The sequence below is a fragment of the Polaromonas sp. genome (assembly GCF_041689105.1).
Lineage (GTDB): Bacteria > Pseudomonadota > Gammaproteobacteria > Burkholderiales > Burkholderiaceae_C > Polaromonas.
The window spans coordinates 1-15,756 of sequence record NZ_JBDNGU010000036.1 but is presented as its reverse complement, the minus strand read 5'-3'; the positions used below and the strand labels follow the sequence as shown (position 1 = coordinate 15,756).

At 62.4% G+C, this 15,756-nt stretch carries 15 protein-coding genes and 1 pseudogene; 10 read left to right on the top strand and 6 right to left on the bottom strand.

Going from position 1 to position 15,756, the window contains the following annotated elements:
* On the top strand, positions 1 to 358 hold a 358-nt coding region (locus ACESMT_RS03470; protein ID WP_372825182.1), incomplete at its 5' end, for an amidohydrolase family protein.
* 45 nt (positions 359 to 403) lie between these two features.
* Entirely contained in the window at positions 404 to 1,000 is a 597-nt protein-coding gene (locus ACESMT_RS03465) for a 3'-5' exonuclease (RefSeq protein ID WP_372825181.1), read from the top strand.
* 159 nt (positions 1,001 to 1,159) lie between these two features.
* On the opposite strand, the gene ACESMT_RS03460 is transcribed toward ACESMT_RS03465, so the two are convergent.
* On the bottom strand, positions 1,160 to 1,504 hold the full coding sequence (locus ACESMT_RS03460) for a DUF6172 family protein (RefSeq protein WP_372825180.1): 345 nt from the start codon (positions 1,502 to 1,504) through the stop codon (positions 1,160 to 1,162).
* Positions 1,505 to 1,664: 160 nt separating this feature from the next.
* On the opposite strand from ACESMT_RS03460, the gene ACESMT_RS03455 reads away from it, so the two are divergent.
* Positions 1,665 to 2,927, top strand: coding sequence for a DEAD/DEAH box helicase (locus ACESMT_RS03455; protein WP_372825179.1), 1,263 nt, complete (start codon positions 1,665 to 1,667; stop codon positions 2,925 to 2,927).
* On the opposite strand, the gene ACESMT_RS03450 is transcribed toward ACESMT_RS03455, so the two are convergent.
* Positions 2,910 to 3,182: a DUF6139 family protein gene (locus ACESMT_RS03450; protein ID WP_372825178.1), complete on the bottom strand. Its 273-nt coding sequence runs from the start codon at positions 3,180 to 3,182 to the stop codon at positions 2,910 to 2,912. The genes ACESMT_RS03455 and ACESMT_RS03450 overlap by 18 nt on opposite strands.
* Before the next feature lie 339 nt (positions 3,183 to 3,521).
* Here ACESMT_RS03450 and ACESMT_RS03445 point away from each other — a divergent pair, with 339 nt between their 5' ends.
* The 6 genes from ACESMT_RS03445 to ACESMT_RS03420 all read left to right on the top strand — a co-directional run bounded on the left by ACESMT_RS03445 (position 3,522) and on the right by ACESMT_RS03420 (position 9,159).
* A complete protein-coding gene (locus ACESMT_RS03445) occupies positions 3,522 to 4,286 on the top strand; it encodes an SDR family oxidoreductase (RefSeq protein WP_372825177.1) in 765 nt (254 codons plus the stop codon).
* Between the two features lie 192 nt (positions 4,287 to 4,478).
* Positions 4,479 to 5,252 carry an ABC transporter ATP-binding protein gene (locus ACESMT_RS03440; protein ID WP_372825176.1) on the top strand — a complete coding sequence of 258 codons (774 nt, stop codon included), beginning with the start codon at positions 4,479 to 4,481 and terminating at the stop codon, positions 5,250 to 5,252.
* Positions 5,252 to 5,956: an ABC transporter ATP-binding protein gene (locus ACESMT_RS03435; RefSeq protein WP_372825175.1), complete on the top strand. Its 705-nt coding sequence runs from the start codon at positions 5,252 to 5,254 to the stop codon at positions 5,954 to 5,956. The genes ACESMT_RS03440 and ACESMT_RS03435 overlap by 1 nt, the downstream gene beginning before the upstream one ends.
* 57 nt (positions 5,957 to 6,013) lie before the next feature.
* On the top strand, positions 6,014 to 7,207 hold the full coding sequence (locus ACESMT_RS03430; protein ID WP_372825174.1) for an ABC transporter substrate-binding protein: 1,194 nt from the start codon (positions 6,014 to 6,016) through the stop codon (positions 7,205 to 7,207).
* 63 nt (positions 7,208 to 7,270) lie between these two features.
* Positions 7,271 to 8,155: a branched-chain amino acid ABC transporter permease gene (locus ACESMT_RS03425; protein WP_372825173.1), complete on the top strand. Its 885-nt coding sequence runs from the start codon at positions 7,271 to 7,273 to the stop codon at positions 8,153 to 8,155.
* 41 nt (positions 8,156 to 8,196) lie between these two features.
* Positions 8,197 to 9,159 (top strand): branched-chain amino acid ABC transporter permease, encoded by a 963-nt coding sequence (locus ACESMT_RS03420; protein WP_372825183.1) that lies wholly within the window; start codon positions 8,197 to 8,199, stop codon positions 9,157 to 9,159.
* Between the two features lie 119 nt (positions 9,160 to 9,278).
* Here ACESMT_RS03420 and ACESMT_RS03415 read toward each other — a convergent pair whose 3' ends face one another.
* The 3 genes from ACESMT_RS03415 to dbpA all read right to left on the bottom strand — a co-directional run bounded on the left by ACESMT_RS03415 (position 9,279) and on the right by dbpA (position 12,852).
* The gene (locus tag ACESMT_RS03415) at positions 9,279 to 10,151 is read right to left on the bottom strand and encodes a transglutaminase family protein (protein WP_372825172.1); all 873 of its coding nucleotides are present in this window, start codon (positions 10,149 to 10,151) and stop codon (positions 9,279 to 9,281) included.
* Positions 10,152 to 10,652: 501 nt separating this feature from the next.
* A complete protein-coding gene (locus tag ACESMT_RS03410; protein ID WP_372825171.1) occupies positions 10,653 to 11,372 on the bottom strand; it encodes an SDR family NAD(P)-dependent oxidoreductase in 720 nt (239 codons plus the stop codon).
* Positions 11,373 to 11,382: 10 nt separating this feature from the next.
* On the bottom strand, positions 11,383 to 12,852 hold the full coding sequence (gene dbpA / locus ACESMT_RS03405) for an ATP-dependent RNA helicase DbpA (protein WP_372825170.1): 1,470 nt from the start codon (positions 12,850 to 12,852) through the stop codon (positions 11,383 to 11,385).
* Positions 12,853 to 13,220: 368 nt separating this feature from the next.
* Here dbpA and ACESMT_RS03400 point away from each other — a divergent pair, with 368 nt between their 5' ends.
* On the top strand, positions 13,221 to 14,678 hold the full coding sequence (locus ACESMT_RS03400) for a potassium/proton antiporter (RefSeq protein ID WP_372825169.1): 1,458 nt from the start codon (positions 13,221 to 13,223) through the stop codon (positions 14,676 to 14,678).
* 479 nt (positions 14,679 to 15,157) lie between these two features.
* Here ACESMT_RS03400 and ACESMT_RS03395 read toward each other — a convergent pair.
* Positions 15,158 to 15,613, bottom strand: a pseudogene (locus ACESMT_RS03395) (Crp/Fnr family transcriptional regulator); the annotation flags it as partial.
* Between the last annotated feature and the right edge of the window lie 143 nt (positions 15,614 to 15,756).

The window sequence follows — 15,756 nt, the reverse complement described above, 5'->3', positions numbered from 1 at the left end:
CCTGGGCACCGACGGCCCGGCGGGCTCGGGCGTGCAACCGCTGGGCATGCTGCGGCTGATCTCGCTGCTGTCCAGCCTGGGCAACATCCCGCCCGAGCTGGCCTTCTGTTTTGCCACCGGCAACACGGCGCGCATCCGCAATCTCAACTGCGGACTGATAGCGCCGGGCCGTGACGCGGATTTTGTATTCATGGACACCGCCCAGCACTCGGCGGGCCGCGATCTGCTTGACAGCGTGCGGCGCGGCGACATCCCTGGCGTGGGCATGGTGATGATTGACGGCATCGTGCGCTGCGGCCGCAGCCGCAACACGCCGCCCGCCACCACCATTCCAACAAGTGTGTCGGCCCATGTCTGAGCCTGCCGCCCTGTGCACGGTACGGCTGCTGGAGCGGCGCTGAACATGCCGCAACTCGCCTCGCCCAACCGGGAAGAGCTCGCGGCGCTGGAGCCGCTGGAGCGTCTGGCGCTGAGCGACATCGTGCTGGTCGCCACGGCGCAGCAAGCCGACGAGGCTTTGCAGGCATTGGCTGCCTGCACCGTGCTTGGGTTCGATACCGAGTCCAAGCCTACCTTCTTCCGCGACCAGGTGTCTGAAGGCCCGCACGTGGTTCAGTTCGCCACGCTGCACAAGGCCTGGGTCTTCCAGTTGGTGGAAGCGCGCTGCCGCGAAGTCGTGGCGGGCCTGCTGGAGTCGCCCGACATCACCAAGGCCGGCTTCGGCCTGGCCAGCGACAACCAGCAGATCCGCCGCACCCTGGGCGTCGAGCCGCACAACGTGCTGGACCTCAACACCGTGTTTCGTAAAAAGGGGTATGCCAAGGAAATCGGCGTGCGCGGTGCCGTTGCGGTGTTGTTCAATCGGCGCTTCCTGAAATCGAAGAAGGCCACCACCTCCAACTGGGCCAACCGCCAGTTGACGGAGAGCCAGCTGGTTTATGCGGCCAACGATGCCTGGGGCGCCATGCTGGTGTTTGATGCACTGGGTTTGCCGTCCTGAGCGCCAAGCCCGAAGCGGTGCCCGCGGTCCCGCAAATGGCGTTTCGGTCCAGTCCAGCACGCTGGTGACTTCAGCGCGCACCGCAGCGAGTTGTGCCTGCCGCACCGACGCCATGGCGTCGATGGTTGCGCTGCCCTGCGGGTCTTCGCCAGGGCCTGCTCAGCCGACGGCTTCGGGGTCTGGGTCGGCCATTTCGACGCCCTCGTCGCCCAACGGCCGGGGGCGCGCGGTACGCCGGCCCTCTTTGGCCGGCATCTCCAGGTAAAACGCGTCGGCGCCGTCTTTGGCGGCCGCGTCCACCAGCGCGGTGATGGTCGCAAAGTGCACCACGGCTGCGGTGTCCTCGCTGCTGCCGAAGCGGCAGTCAAAGTCCCAGAAATCCACACCTTCGGGCAAGGGCACCCGGCGCTGCCTTTTGACGTACTTGCGGATGTCGTGCTTGACGGCGTCCAGCACGCGGTCGCGGTTTTTGCCTTCGATAGTGAGCTTGAATGTCTTTTTCACGGGTGCCTTTAAATCGGGCGATGTTCAGCCCCGGCGGTGCTGAATCGCAAGGAGTCGATTATGCGGCTTGGCCCCCGGCACCCTCCTGCGGGCCGGAGGCTTAAACTGGGTGCTTGCAGCGGCCGTTTTCCGGTCCCCTGCCACCTCACAAAGCCCTGTCATGCCATTTACCTCCCTGGGCTTGTCCCCAGCCCTGCTGCGCGCCGTCAGCGCCAGGGGCTACCTGAGTCCCACCGCCGTCCAGGCGGCCGCCATTCCCGCCGTGCTGCAGGGCCGCGATGTGCTGGCCACGGCGCAGACCGGGTCGGGCAAAACCGCCGCTTTTTCCTTGCCCCTGCTTCAGCGCCTGCAGCAAACCCCTGCCGAAAAACCGCGCCGCTTGCGCCTGCTGGTGCTGGTGCCCACGCGCGAGCTGGCGGCACAGGTCGGTGAAGAGATCCGCAGCCTGGGCCAGCACCTGCCGCAGGCGCTGAAGGTCGCCATCGTTTTTGGTGGCGTGTCGATCAACCCGCAGATGATGAATCTGCGCGGCGGGGTCGACATCGTGGTCGCCACCCCGGGCCGTCTGCTGGACCTGGCCGACCACAACGCGGTGGTGCTCTCGGACGTCGCAGCACTGGTGCTTGACGAGGCCGACCGCCTGCTGGACCTGGGCTTTGCGGACGAGATCGGGCGCATCCTGGCCCTGCTGCCAGCACAGCGGCAAAACCTGTTCTTTTCAGCAACGTTTCCAACAGCCGTACAGTCACTTGCCGGCGAGCTGCTGCGCGACCCGGTGCACATCGCCGCTCCGGCGGAGCCGCAGGGCGAGCCAGACATCACGCAGCGCGCCATCACGGTCGATACCGGTCGACGCACCCAGTTGCTGCGCCACCTGATCACGCAGAACGCATGGCGTCGGGTGCTGGTGTTTGTCGCCACCAAACATGCTGCAGAAATCGTCGCCGACAAATTACGCAAGGCCAGAATTTATGCCGAACCCTTTCATGGCGAGCTGAGCCAGGGCAAACGCACGCAGGTGCTGGCCGACTTCAAGGCCTCGCGGCTGAAAGTGGTGGTGGCCACCGACGTTGCTTCGCGCGGCATCGATATTGCGCAGTTGCCGGTGGTCGTGAACTACGACCTGCCGCGCTCCGCGCAGGACTACATCCACCGTATCGGCCGTACCGGCCGCGCCGGTGAAAGCGGGCTGGCGCTGAGTTTTGTCAGCGCCGGCACCGAGGCGCACTTCCGCCTGATCGAAAAACGCCAGGGCGTGCAGCTGCGGCTGGAACAGGTCGAAGGTTTCGAGCCGCTGCCAACCGGCCCGGCGATGGCACTCGCCGCACCTGACGCGCCGTCCACCGGCGGCATCAAGGGCAAGCGGCCGAGCAAAAAAGACAAGCTGCGCGCCGCAGCGGCGACTTCAGCCAAGGGCGCCTGAACGCCCGACCCAGTCGTCCGTCTTTACCCTGGCATTGACACTGGTGATGGCATAACCTTTTTCGGTGATCTGCTGCTCCAGCCCGGTGATGGCGTATTTGTCCAGTTGCTCGGCGTTGGCACCGCCTTCCAGCCCCCGGGCCTCGGACTCCCAGTCTGTGTTGGTGGCTTCCTCGGGGATGACCCGGCCCTCAGGCACCGCCAGGTAGGAATAACGGTGACCTGATTCGGCCCGTCGGTAAATATCCAATCGCATGGTTGCTCCTTTGAAGGCTTGCTGGAAACCTCACCTTACCGGGCTACAGCGGCGGCGCTGTAGGAGAAACCCGCATTTGTTCCCTGACCCGCCTTGCGACGGCTGACCTCTCGTTTAGATTGCTCTCTTTTTAATAGCTGCTTGCGCACGTGAATAAAGGGCTGGAGGCTGATTTCTCTTAAAAGAACCGCGTACGCACTTCGCCGCAGATTTTTGACACTGCGCGGCGTGACGCCAGCGCCCAGACGCCCAGGCGACCGACGGCCCCAGCCATCCGCGCTAAGCTGCGCGGCAAACGCCTTGGACCCTCACCCATCCATCACCCCTACTGGAGCGGACATGACAGACCTTTTTTCCCTCGCTGGGCGCACTGCCCTGATCACCGGCGGCTCGCGCGGCATCGGTCGCATGATTGCCGCAGGCTTTCTGGCACAGGGCGCGCGGGTCTACATCTCGGCGCGAAAAGCCGCCGCCTGCGACCAGACCGCCCAGGAACTCTCCAGTCAGGGTCACTGCGTCTCGCTGCCGGCCGACGTGTCCACCACGGAAGGCGCGGTCTCCCTGGTGGCGGCCTTTTCGACACACGAAAGCCAGCTGGACATCCTGGTCAACAATGCCGGTGCCGCCTGGGGCGCGCCCTTTGACGACTTCCCGGAAAGCGGCTGGGACAAGGTGGTGGACCTGAATCTCAAGACCCCGTTCTTCCTGACCCAGGCCTTCGCGCCCCTGCTGCGCAAGGCCGCTGCGCAGCGGCCGGCCAAGGTCATCAACATCGCGTCCATCGACGGCATCTCGGTCAATCCGCTGGAGACCTACTCCTATGCCGCCAGCAAGGCTGGGCTGATCCAGCTGACGCGTCGCATGGCACTGCGGCTGATCCAGGACAACATCGTGGTCACCGCCATCGCGCCGGGCGCCTTTGCCTCAGACATGAACAAGGACGCCCGGGACCACGGCGAAGCGGTGGCCGCGCGCGTGCCGGCCGGGCGCGTCGGGAATGACGCCGACATGGCCGGCGCAGCCATCTACCTGGCCTCGCGCGCGGGCGACTACGTGGTGGGTTCCACCCTGGTTGTCGATGGCGGCGTGACGCATGCGCGCTGACTCTGCACCTTCCAGCTGCCGCGGCGCTGCCTGCAGCGCCGCGCAGGTCAATGCGGCGTGTGGTGCCGGCCGCAAGTAAAACTACCTAAGTCCTAACCCGCTGGCGCCTGCCAGCGTGGCTCGTTAGCATCGACTTTTCGTGTGGCGATGCCTGTGTGCCCGTCCATGTCACCTCAATAGCCGGAGAGCAATTTGTCAGCGGAGTTCATTCTTGAAACACGGGGCTTGACCAAGGAATTCAAGGGATTCGTGGCTGTCAACCAGGTGGACCTGAAAGTCCAGCGTGGGCACATCCACGCGCTGATCGGACCCAACGGCGCCGGCAAGACCACCTTTTTCAACCTGCTGACCAAATTCCTGCACCCAACCGCCGGCACCATTTTTTTCAACGGTACCGACATCACCACCGAGCAACCGGCCCAGACCGCCAGGCGCGGCATCGTCCGGTCGTTCCAGATCTCGGCGGTGTTTCCGCACATGACGGTGCTGGAGAACGTGCGCGCAGCCTTGCAGCGCAACCTCGGCACTTCCTTTCATTTCTGGAAGGCCGAAAACACGCTGTTTCACCTGCATACACGCGCCCTGGAGCTTCTTGCTGAAGTGGATCTGCAGGACTTCGCCGATGAGCTGACCGTCAATCTCCCCTATGGCCGCAAGCGCGCGCTGGAGCTGGCCACCACCCTGGCGCTGGAGCCCGAGCTGATGCTGCTCGACGAACCCACCCAGGGCATGGGCCACGAAGATGTGGGCCGGGTCACTCAGCTGATCAAACAGGTCTCCAAAGGCCGCACCATCCTGATGGTCGAGCACAACATGAACGTGGTGGCCTCGATTGCCGACCGCATCACCGTTCTGCAGCGCGGCGCCATCATCGCCGATGGTCCTTACGACGACGTTTCGAAAAACCCGCTGGTTATCGAGGCCTACATGGGCACCGCCAACACCGAGTTGCAGGGGGCGCACTGATGACCAAAGAGCTTCTGAAAATCGAAAACCTGCAGGCCTGGTACGGCGAGTCCCACGTGCTGCATGGCGTGAACTTCAGCGTCAACGAAGGTGAAGTGGTGACCCTGCTGGGCCGCAACGGCGCGGGCCGGACCACGACCATGCGCGCCATCGTCGGGCTGACCGGCACGCGCAAGGGCTCCATCCGCATCAAGGGCGAAGAAACCATCAAACTGGCGCCGCACAAAATCGCGCGCCTGGGCGTCGGCTACTGCCCGGAAGAGCGCGGTATTTTCGCCAGCCTGACGGCTGAGGAAAACCTGATGCTGCCGCCTACCATCGGTCCGGGGGGCATGCGCATCGACGAAATCTACGAGATGTTCCCGAACCTGAAAGAGCGCGCGTCGAGCCCCGGCACACGCCTGTCGGGCGGCGAGCAGCAGATGTTGGCTGTTGCGCGTATTTTGCGCACCGGCGCACGCCTGCTGTTGCTCGACGAAATTTCCGAGGGCCTGGCGCCCGTGATCGTGCAAAAGCTGGGTGAGATGATTCTCACGCTCAAGGCCAAGGGCTACACCATCGTGCTGGTCGAGCAGAACTTCCGCTTTGCCGCGCCGCTGGCCGACCGTTTTTACGTGATGGAGCATGGCGCCATCGTCAAGCAGTTTGCGCAAAACGAGTTGAACCAGAACATGGGCATGCTTCAGGAATACCTGGGTGTCTGACGGCACCTTGCACCCACACATTTTTCCCCTTTCGACATCACCAACCAGGAGACTCCCATGAAACTCAAGACCCTTGTCGCCGCTTTGGCCATCGGATTTGGCGCCGCCGCGTCCGCGCAGAACACCGGCCCAGTCAGGATCGGCTTCATCACCGACATGTCCGGCCTGTATGCCGATATCGACGGGCCCGCCGGCGGTGAAATGGTCAAATGGGCCGCCGAAGATTTCGGCGGCAAGGTGCTCGGGCGTCCGATTGAAGTGCTGACAGCCGACCACCAGAACAAGGCCGACGTCGCCTCCTCCAAAGCCCGCGAATGGATCGACAAGGACAACCTGTCCATGCTGATCGGCGGCACCAGCTCGGGCACCGCGCTGGCCATGGCCCAGGTCGCGTCGGACAAAAAACGTCCCTTCATTGCCATCGGTGCCGGTTCGGCCCGCCTGACCAATGAAAACTGCACGCCGTACACCGTGCATTACGCCTACGACACCGTGGCGCTGGCCAAAGTGGCGGGCTCTGCCCTGGTCAAGGCCGGCAACAAGAGCTGGTATTTCCTGACAGCCGACTATGCCTTCGGACATTCGCTCGAAAGCGACGCCTCCACCGTGGTCAAGGCCAACGGCGGCTCGGTGGTCGGCGCGGTGCGCCACCCGCTCAATGCCTCCGACTTCTCGTCCTTCCTGCTGCAGGCGCAGTCGTCCAAGGCCCAGATCCTGGCGATGGCCAACGCGGGCGGTGATTTCACCAACGCCATGAAGGCAGCCAAGGAATTCGGCATCAACAAGACCATGAAGGTTGCCGGGCTGCTGGTGTTCATCAACGACGTGCATAGCCTGGGCCTCGCCAACACCGAAGGCCTGCAACTGGCCGACAGCTGGTACTGGAACCAGGACGATGCCTCGCGCAAGTTTGCCAAGCGTTTCTTCGACAAGTACAAGCGCATGCCGTCAAGCCTGCAGGCAGCGAACTACTCGGCCGCCACGCAGTACCTCAACGCGGTGAAACTGGCCGGCACCACCGATGGTGACAAGGTGATGTCGACCCTCAAGAGCATGAAGATCGACGACTTCTACAACAAGGGCCAGATCCGCGCCGACGGCCGCATGATCCACGACATGTATCTGTTCCAGGTCAAATCAGCCAAGGAATCGACCACCCCGTGGGACTACTACAAGACCGTGGCCAAGGTCCCCGGCGAGCAGGCGTTCACGTCGGTCGCTGAATCCAAGTGCTCGTTGCTGAAGAAGTAAGCATCACGAGGTGAGAAGCAGCCGGCCGGTGGCCGGCTGCAACGCAGGCAGAACAACGACCCCATGGAAATATTCGGCATCCCCCATCAAGCCTTTCTCGGCCAGCTCATGCTGGGCCTGGTTAACGGCGCGTTTTACGCCATGCTCAGCCTCGGGCTCGCCGTCATCTTCGGCCTGCTTGACATCGTCAACTTCGCGCATGGTGCCCTGTACATGCTGGGCGCGTTTGCAGCGTGGATCATGCTCGACAAATGGGGCGTGAACTACTGGTTCGCCCTCATCCTCGCCCCGCTTGCCGTTGGCATTCTCGGCGTCGCGATCGAGCGGCTTTTTCTCAAGCACCTGTACGGGCTGGACCCGCTCTACGGGCTGCTGCTGACCTTCGGCCTGGCCCTGATTTTTGAAGGTGTGATGCGTGACCAGTTCGGCGTGTCGGGGCAGTCCTACCCCGTGCCAGAACTGCTGTCCGGCGCCACCAACCTCGGGTTCATGATCCTGCCGAACTACCGCGCCTTCGTGGTGCTGGCTTCGCTGGTGGTCTGCCTCGGCACCTGGTACCTGATCGAGCGCACCCGGCTGGGCGCCTACCTGCGCGCCGGCACCGAGAACGCCAAACTGGTACAGGCCTTCGGCGTCAATGTGCCGCTGATGGTGATGCTGACCTACGGCGCCGGCGCCGCGCTGGCCGGGCTGGCCGGCGTGCTGGCCGCGCCCATCATTCAGGTCAACCCGCTGATGGGGTCCAACCTGATCATCGTGGTCTTTGCGGTGGTGGTGATTGGCGGCATGGGTTCGATCATGGGATCGATCGTGACCGGGCTCGGCCTGGGAATCGTGGAAGGGCTGACGCGGGTTTTCTATCCGGAGGCCTCCAACGTGGTGGTGTTTGTCGTCATGGTGGTCGTGTTGATGATCCGGCCTGCCGGCCTGTTTGGCAAGGAGGCCTGAACATGCAAGACGCCCTCCACACCACCCTCCAAGGCAAGCTGATGACCACGACCGACAAGCTTATTCGCTTCACCTACATCGCCCTGCTGATCCTGGCGCTGGCGGCGCCCATGCTCGGGCTGTACCCGGTCTTTGTGATGAAGCTGCTGTGCTTCGCCATCTTTGCTGCGGCGTTCAACCTGCTGCTCGGCTTCACCGGCCTGCTGTCCTTTGGCCACGCGGCATTTTTCGGCTCGGCCGCCTACGTCACGGGCTGGTTCATCAAATCCCAGAATTTCACGCCGGAACTGGGCGTCCTGGCCGGTGCTGTGGCCGCCGGCCTGATTGGCCTGGTGGTGGGTGCAGTGGCCATCCGGCGCCAGGGCATTTACTTTGCCATGATCACCCTGGCCATCGCGCAGATGGTTTATTTTGTCTGCCTGCAGGCACCCTTTACCGGCGGTGAGGACGGCCTGCAGGGCGTGCCGCGCGGAGAGCTGTTTGGCCTGCTGTCGCTGAAGTCGGCCAACGCCATGTACTACGTGGTGCTGGCGGTATTTGTGGGCTGCTTTCTCGCCATCTCGCGCATCGTGCATTCCCCCTTCGGCCAGGTGCTCAAGATGATCCGCGAAAATGAGCCGCGCGCCATTTCCCTGGGTTACAACGTGGACCGCTACAAGCTGCTGGCCTTCGTGCTGTCGGCGACGCTGGCCGGTCTGGCCGGCTCGCTCAAGACGCTGGTGATGGGTTTTGCCACGCTGTCCGACGTGCATTGGTCGATGTCGGGCGAGGTGATCTTGATGACACTGCTGGGTGGCGTTGGCACCTTCTTCGGGCCAGTGCTGGGCGCGGGCATTGTGATCTCGCTGCAAAACCTGCTGGCCGACAAGGTGGGCTCGTGGGTCACCGTGATCATCGGCGTGATTTTTGTGATCTGCGTTCTGGCCTTCCGCAAGGGCGTGGTGGGCGAACTGCAGGCATACCTGGAGCGGCGCCGGCGCGCTGCAGCAAACCCCGACGCCTGACAGCCCGCGCGCGCTTTCTCTTCACCAGCCAGGGCCGCGGAACCGGCTTTGCCGGGCCGCAGGCGCAGCGCCCCCTCGGGGGGCAGAGAGCTACACGCTAGTAGAGCGAACGTGGGGGCCTAATCCTCGATGCCCGCCGTCGACAAGGCGTCAGCCACGTGGTCCGGCAACACCAGCGTGCCGCTGTCATCAGGCAGGGCCTCAATGCTGATCACCGGTGCGTAGGACGTCACACCGCCAAACAAGGTGGCGAACGCTGCGGACGCCGCGTCACGGCCAGTGGCAAAACGTACAAAACCCATGGGGATGGCCGTACCCGACGGGTCCAGCATGTACCAGCGGTGGCCCACATACACCTCGACATAGGCGTGAAAGTCGGTCGGACCCAGCGCCGGGTCTGCGCCATAGTCGATGCCGCTGACAAAACGCGCCGGGATGTTGACCGCACGGCACAGCGCGATCATCAGGTGCGCAAAGTCGCGGCACACGCCGGTTTCGTCGATCAGGGTGTCCACCGCCGTGGTGTAGCCGGTCGAGGTGTTGGACGCAAATGTCACGCGCTGGTTGACCCAGTCGCGGATGGCCTGCACCCGGCTGTAACCCTGGCGCAGGTGGCCAAACTCCTTGACGGCCAGCCGGTGCAGCCGGTCAGACGGGCAATAGCGGCTGGGATAAAGATAGGGCAACACCTGGCCGGGCAGCTGCAGCACGCCAATCTCGGGCAGATGCTCGGGCTGCTCACGGTAATGGTGCACATCCACCGTCGCCGAGTAACCGACCGTCAGCGGACCGGGTGCAGCACGAAAGCGCAGGTAGCGGTTGTGGCTGACAGCGTCGGTGTAGATGTCGGGCTGCAGCACCTGGCTGATGCCCAGGGTTTCGCTGAGCACGATTTGCTGGCGTGTCTGCGCCGCATGAATATTGAATACAAAATCGCAGCCTGCGTCGGCCACCTGGTAACCGAGTTCGATGGAAAATTTGAGCCTGACCATGCGGAAGTTCCTGAAAAGGTAGTGCCTTTTGCGCGCGGGTGTGGCGTGCAGGCAGATGGCAAAAGAGGGCACACGCGTTGCGGCAAGTGCCGGCGGCCTGCCCAACACACTTATTCCATTTCTATTTCAACCCGATTGTCATTGCAGGCTTGACCCGCAACCCATGCTGCCCCAGCCCGCGCCTGTGGTTCATGCGGGCTGGATCCCGGATCAGGTCCGGGATGACAGCACTATTGAAATGGAAACGGAATTAGAACGCGCGGCAATCACGCTCTGCGTCATTGTCGCCTGCGCTGACACCCTTTCAGGCAAGTCGGGACAAACTGCCCCCGCGCAGGCGCCGCACGCCCACACGCCAAGGCGGTATGTCTGACCCCTGGAGGGGCTTGACCGCCTACAGACACGCTGCCTGGCGCATTGAGCTGCGTGATTTTGCTATCACTTTAATAGCTTCTTGCGCTTTAACCGAAAAGGCGAGAGGCCTTTTTTTCTGATGCCTCATCAAAAAGGCAATGTCTGCCCCTGGTAGTCCATCAGCGTACCGGTGTCGGCCGGCTGCACGGCAGTGATCACCCCCAGCAGTTCTCTTGCAGCTTGTTGCGGCGGTCGCACCTTGAGCCCTGTTTTGGCGAAAGGCTGGCTCAAAGCCGTGTCCACGGTGCCCGGGTGCAGCGCCAAACACACGCTGTCCGGGTTGCGGCGCGTCAGTTCAATCGATGCGGTTTTGACCAGCTGGTTCAGTGCTGCCTTGGAGGCGCGGTAACCGTACCAGCCACCCAGCGCATTGTCGGCAATGCTGCCGACCCGGGCCGACACAAAGCCGGCCACGCAGCGCCCGCGCTTGGGCAAGAGCGGAAAGAAATGCTTGATCAACAACGCCGGTCCCAGCGTGTTCACCAGAAAAACATGTTGCAGGTAGGCCATGTCCAGATGGCTCCAGCTGCGCTCGGGCTGGCCTGCTTCGCCGTGCAGGAATCCGCTGGCAACCAAGAGCAGTCGCAGCTCCAGCCCGGACTGGTCGCAGATACCCGCAACCGCCTGCGCTGCAGCGGCGATGCTGGCCTCCTGCGCGTAGTCGATGGGCCGCTCGCTGCTGCGCCCCAACGCCAGAACGCGCGCATAAGAACCGTCCGCCTGCAACTGCGCCAGCAAGGCCGCACCCAGCCCGCCGCCGGCACCCACCACCACAGCAAGCCCGGGGCGCTGTGCAACCGGCGCCAAGCGAGTGTCTTCAGGCTTCATCCATGAAGCGCACCTTGACGCTTTTACCCTTGACACCGCCGTTGGCGAGCTTTTGCTGTGCCTGGCTGGCCAGCGCGCGGTCTACGGCGACATAGGTGGAGAACTCGTTGACGTTGATCTTGCCGACCTGCTCACGCGTGAAAGGCGGGATGTTGCCAGCATCACCGGTCAGTGCGCCCAGCACGTCGCCAGCGCGGATTTTTTCCTTGCGACCGCCGACGATCTGCAGGGTCACCATGGGTGGCAGCAGCGGCTCGTTGCTGGCCGGCGTCAACTCGGTCAGCTTGTGCCATTCGGACTCGGCCTTCTGAAGCACTTCGATCTTGCCGACGTAACCCATCTCGTCCATGCTGGCCAGGCTGATGGCCCAGCCCTCTTCGTCGGCTCGGCCAGTGCGGCCGATGCGGTGGATGTGAACCTCGGCGTCCGGCGTCACGTCCACGTTGATGACCATGGCGAGTTGCGCAATGTCCAACCCACGCGCGGCCACGTCGGTCGCCACCAGCACCGAACAGCTGCGGTTGGAAAACTGCACCAGCACCTGGTCGCGCTCGCGCTGCTCCAGCTCGCCGAAGAGCGCCAGCGCGCTGAAACCCTGCTCTTTCAAATAAGCCACCAGCGCGCGACACTGCGACTTGGTGTTGCAAAAAGCCAGGGTGCTGGCTGGGCGAAAGTGGCGCAGTACCTGCGCCACAGCGCCCAGGCGCGCCTCGTCATGGTCGCTGTCGGGCACCTGGTACCAGCGCTGCTGGATCTTGGTTTTTTCATGCTGCGCCTGCACCGTGATGGTTTGCGGCGTTTTCATGAACTGCTGGCTGAGTTTGGCGATGCCTTCCGGGTAGGTCGCCGAAAACAGCAGGGTCTGGCGCTCTTTCGGACACTGTTTGGCAACGGTGACGATGTCCTCGAAAAAACCCATGTCCAGCATGCGGTCGGCTTCATCGAGCACCAGGGTGTTCATGGCCTCCAGCGTCAGGTTGCCGCGCGCCAGGTGGTCCATGATGCGGCCGGGCGTGCCAACCACAATCTGCGCGCCGTTCTCCAGACTGGCCGTCTGGTTGCGCAGCGGCACGCCGCCGCACAGCACCACCACCTTGACGTTTTCTTCAGACCGCGCCAGCCGCCGGATTTCAGTCGCCACCTGATCGGCCAGCTCGCGCGTCGGGCACAGCACCATGGCCTGCACCGCAAAGCGGCGCACGTTGAGATTGGCCAGCAGGGCCAGGGCAAAAGCGGCGGTCTTGCCACTGCCGGTTTTGGCCTGTGCGATCAGGTCCTTGCCCAGCAGCGCCACCGGCAGGCTGGCGGCCTGAACCGGTGTCATGCGGGTGTAGCCCAGCAAGGTCAGGTTGGCGAGCGTGGCAGGATTCAGGGAAAGGGTGCTGAAATCGTTGCCAACATCTCCCGAACCAAAGGTCGCGGCAACAGGTGCCGGAGAAGGGAAAGTAGATTGGGTCATGCACCGATTATCGTGACCGGGGCCCGACAGCGCTTTGGGGAGCCGGTTTTCCCGTTTCAACGCATCTATGCCGGGCAATTAGAGCCGTCAACAGCTCTTCAGAATCCGTGCAGGCTGACAGCGCACAAAATTTGCAACGCTTGATTTTTTAAGTCATAAACACGCCGAGCGACTGCAATGCTGCGAAAGCGGACTCTTGCCATTAGGATTTAGGACGCAAGATCGCCGACGCACATCACATTTTGGACGACGAAAATGCGGCGCGCAGCAGTGCTTCGCTCGCCGACCCAGAATTTGTAACTTCGCGCGGCCGCGAAGTCGAGGTAGCGTGTGTCAGCGGCAGGGTTCGTGTGGTTGATACTTGAGGCATGGATTTCGTCAACCTGCCGTTACTCGCTGCCGCCGCACTGGTCTTCGCCAGCGTGTTGGCGGGCTTGTTTTCAGCGCGCATTGGGTTTTCGTTTTTGTTGGTCTTTTTATTCGCTGGAATTTTGGCTGGGGAAGACGGAATAGGCGGCTACCGGTTCAATGATTACAAGCTCAGTTTTTGGGTCGGCAATATTGCGTTGGCGATTATCTTGCTTGACGGTGGTTTGCGCACGACTTTTGCGAGATTTCGCACCGGGCTGCGGCCAGCCTCGGTGCTGGCCACTTTGGGTGTCGTGGTGTGCGCGGCTATTACAGCGGTGGCGGGCGTGGTGTTTGTGGGGCTGGATTGGGGCACTGCGCTGTTGCTGGGTGCGATTGTTGGCTCCACCGATGCTGCGGCGGTGTTTGCACTGCTCACCCGCTCCGGTGTGGTGTTAAACGAGCGCGTGTCCGCCACGCTGGAGATTGAGTCAGGTGTGAACGACCCGATGGCGGTTTACATGACGCTGGCCCTGATCATCCTGCTGGAGTCGGGCACCTGGACCGGTGCCGACCTGCTCATTACGGCTCGCTCGTTTGTGCAGCAATTCGGTTGGGGTGGGCTGGTTGGGGTGTCCAGCGGGTTTGCTATGGCCGGGTTACTGCACCAAGTGGCGTCGCGTGATGCGGGAGGCGGCATTGTGGCGCTTTTGATAGGAGCCGGAGGCTTGAGCGTGTTCGCTGGTACCGGATTGTTGGGTGGTTCCGGCTTTCTGGCGATTTATCTGTATGGCCTGATCGTGGCTAACCGGGCGTCCGTGGTTGTGCTGCCCACGCTCGCGGCGATGGACGGTTATGCCTGGCTGGCACAGGCGGGCATGTTTTTGCTGCTGGGTCTGCTAGTCACACCGTCCACGATGGTGGGCTCACTCGGCTCTAGTCTGGCAGTGGCCTTGACTTTAATATTTGTGGCGCGGCCGGTGGCGGTGTGGTTATGTTTGCTGCCGTTTCGTTTTACAGCGCAAGAGACTTGGTTCATTGCCTGGGTGGGGCTGCGTGGTGCCGTGCCCATTGTGTTGGCGCTGTTTCCGTTGATGGCGGGCACGCCGCAGGCGGGCTTATTGTTCAACATTGCTTTTGTTGTGGTGCTGGTTTCCTTGCTGACGCAAGGAACCACTATTGCGCTAGTGGCGCGCCGACTGGGCGTGGCCTTGCCTGATCCGGGTGACGAATCTCACATGCGCGCTGTGTTTCAGGATTTCTCGCTGGACCCCAGCGCACCTGTGGGAGACGTTTGTAGCTTCTACGGTCTGCCCATGCCCACTCAGCAGTCTATGCCCTTGGGCGAGTGGATCGCGGCTGAACTTGGCCGTCCTCCGGTAGTGGGCGACAGCGTTCACTGCGGAAGCGCCACCTTCGTTGTGCGCGAACTTCAAGGTAGCAAGATAAGCCTCGTTGGTCTCGGAATTCAGGCTTAGGCTTGGTCCGACCCTGTCAACCGGGAGAACTTTTCCTGCGCCGGCTGTAACACGCTCGCGCGTGACTTCCCACCTAATATTCGACGTAGTCACTGATTGCAAAGTGGCGAGCAGCAGCCATTCAAGCTCTGGACACAGCATGTGAATCCACTTCGCGGATCTGGCTGTCGGCTATCTGCCATGATTTGACCTCCGCTTAGTCGGGGCGCCGCATGGATCACTGGCCACGGGCTCCTTTGCTGCGATTGCAGTCTGTCGACTCGCTGATTTGAACTCACGCGACCGAGCAGAAGCTGCCATTCGATTATTCTGACACACAGTTATCACAGTATCAGCTTCACAGCGATAGGGGACACGCGGCTCAAAATCTAGTCAGCGTTTCAGGAGCGCCAACACTGGCATCGCTATGAAGTCCGAAAAAGTACTGGGTTTAGCGCGGTGATGTTTGGCAAAGGAATGCTTGTCCGCAGAGCATCGGTTCAAACCCTTATGGACAGACGATTCTCCGCGACCTCAAGAACGCCGTCATCTTGCATACCCCTCAAAGTCCGGTAGAGGGCTTCGTGAGTAATGCCCAATTCGGCGGCCCACGACTTGCGGGACTGACTCAATGTGATGACGCCATCAGACCCCTCGGACTCGATGTAGTGATTGACGCGGTCGGCTGCACTGTTAAGGGCCATCCTCTCGCATTGGGCTCGCAGCTTGCGCACCTCCTTGGCTAACTGCGTTTGCCAGGCCCGGCAAAAAACAAAGTCATCTTCCAAGGCCTGCCGAAAAGCCGATGCGGTGAACATGAGCATCGTGGTGGATTCTGCTGCGATGGCGTCGCAGTGGTAGGAGCGGCTGTCGAGGCTCGCCTCCGCGATGAAGCCGCCGCGCGAGCGCTGCAGGATGACTTCCCCGCCGCGACGGTCGATTCGAATTAAGCGGACTTCGCCTGAGAGAGTGAGAGTTTTTCTCCAATCTCATTGAACTCACCGCCGACTGGTTTGTCGAAACGGCATGTCAAATCCAACAGAGCAAGAAGACGTGGCGAGCAAGGCGGGCCTGTTCGAAGACCTGCCGCAGTCCAGTG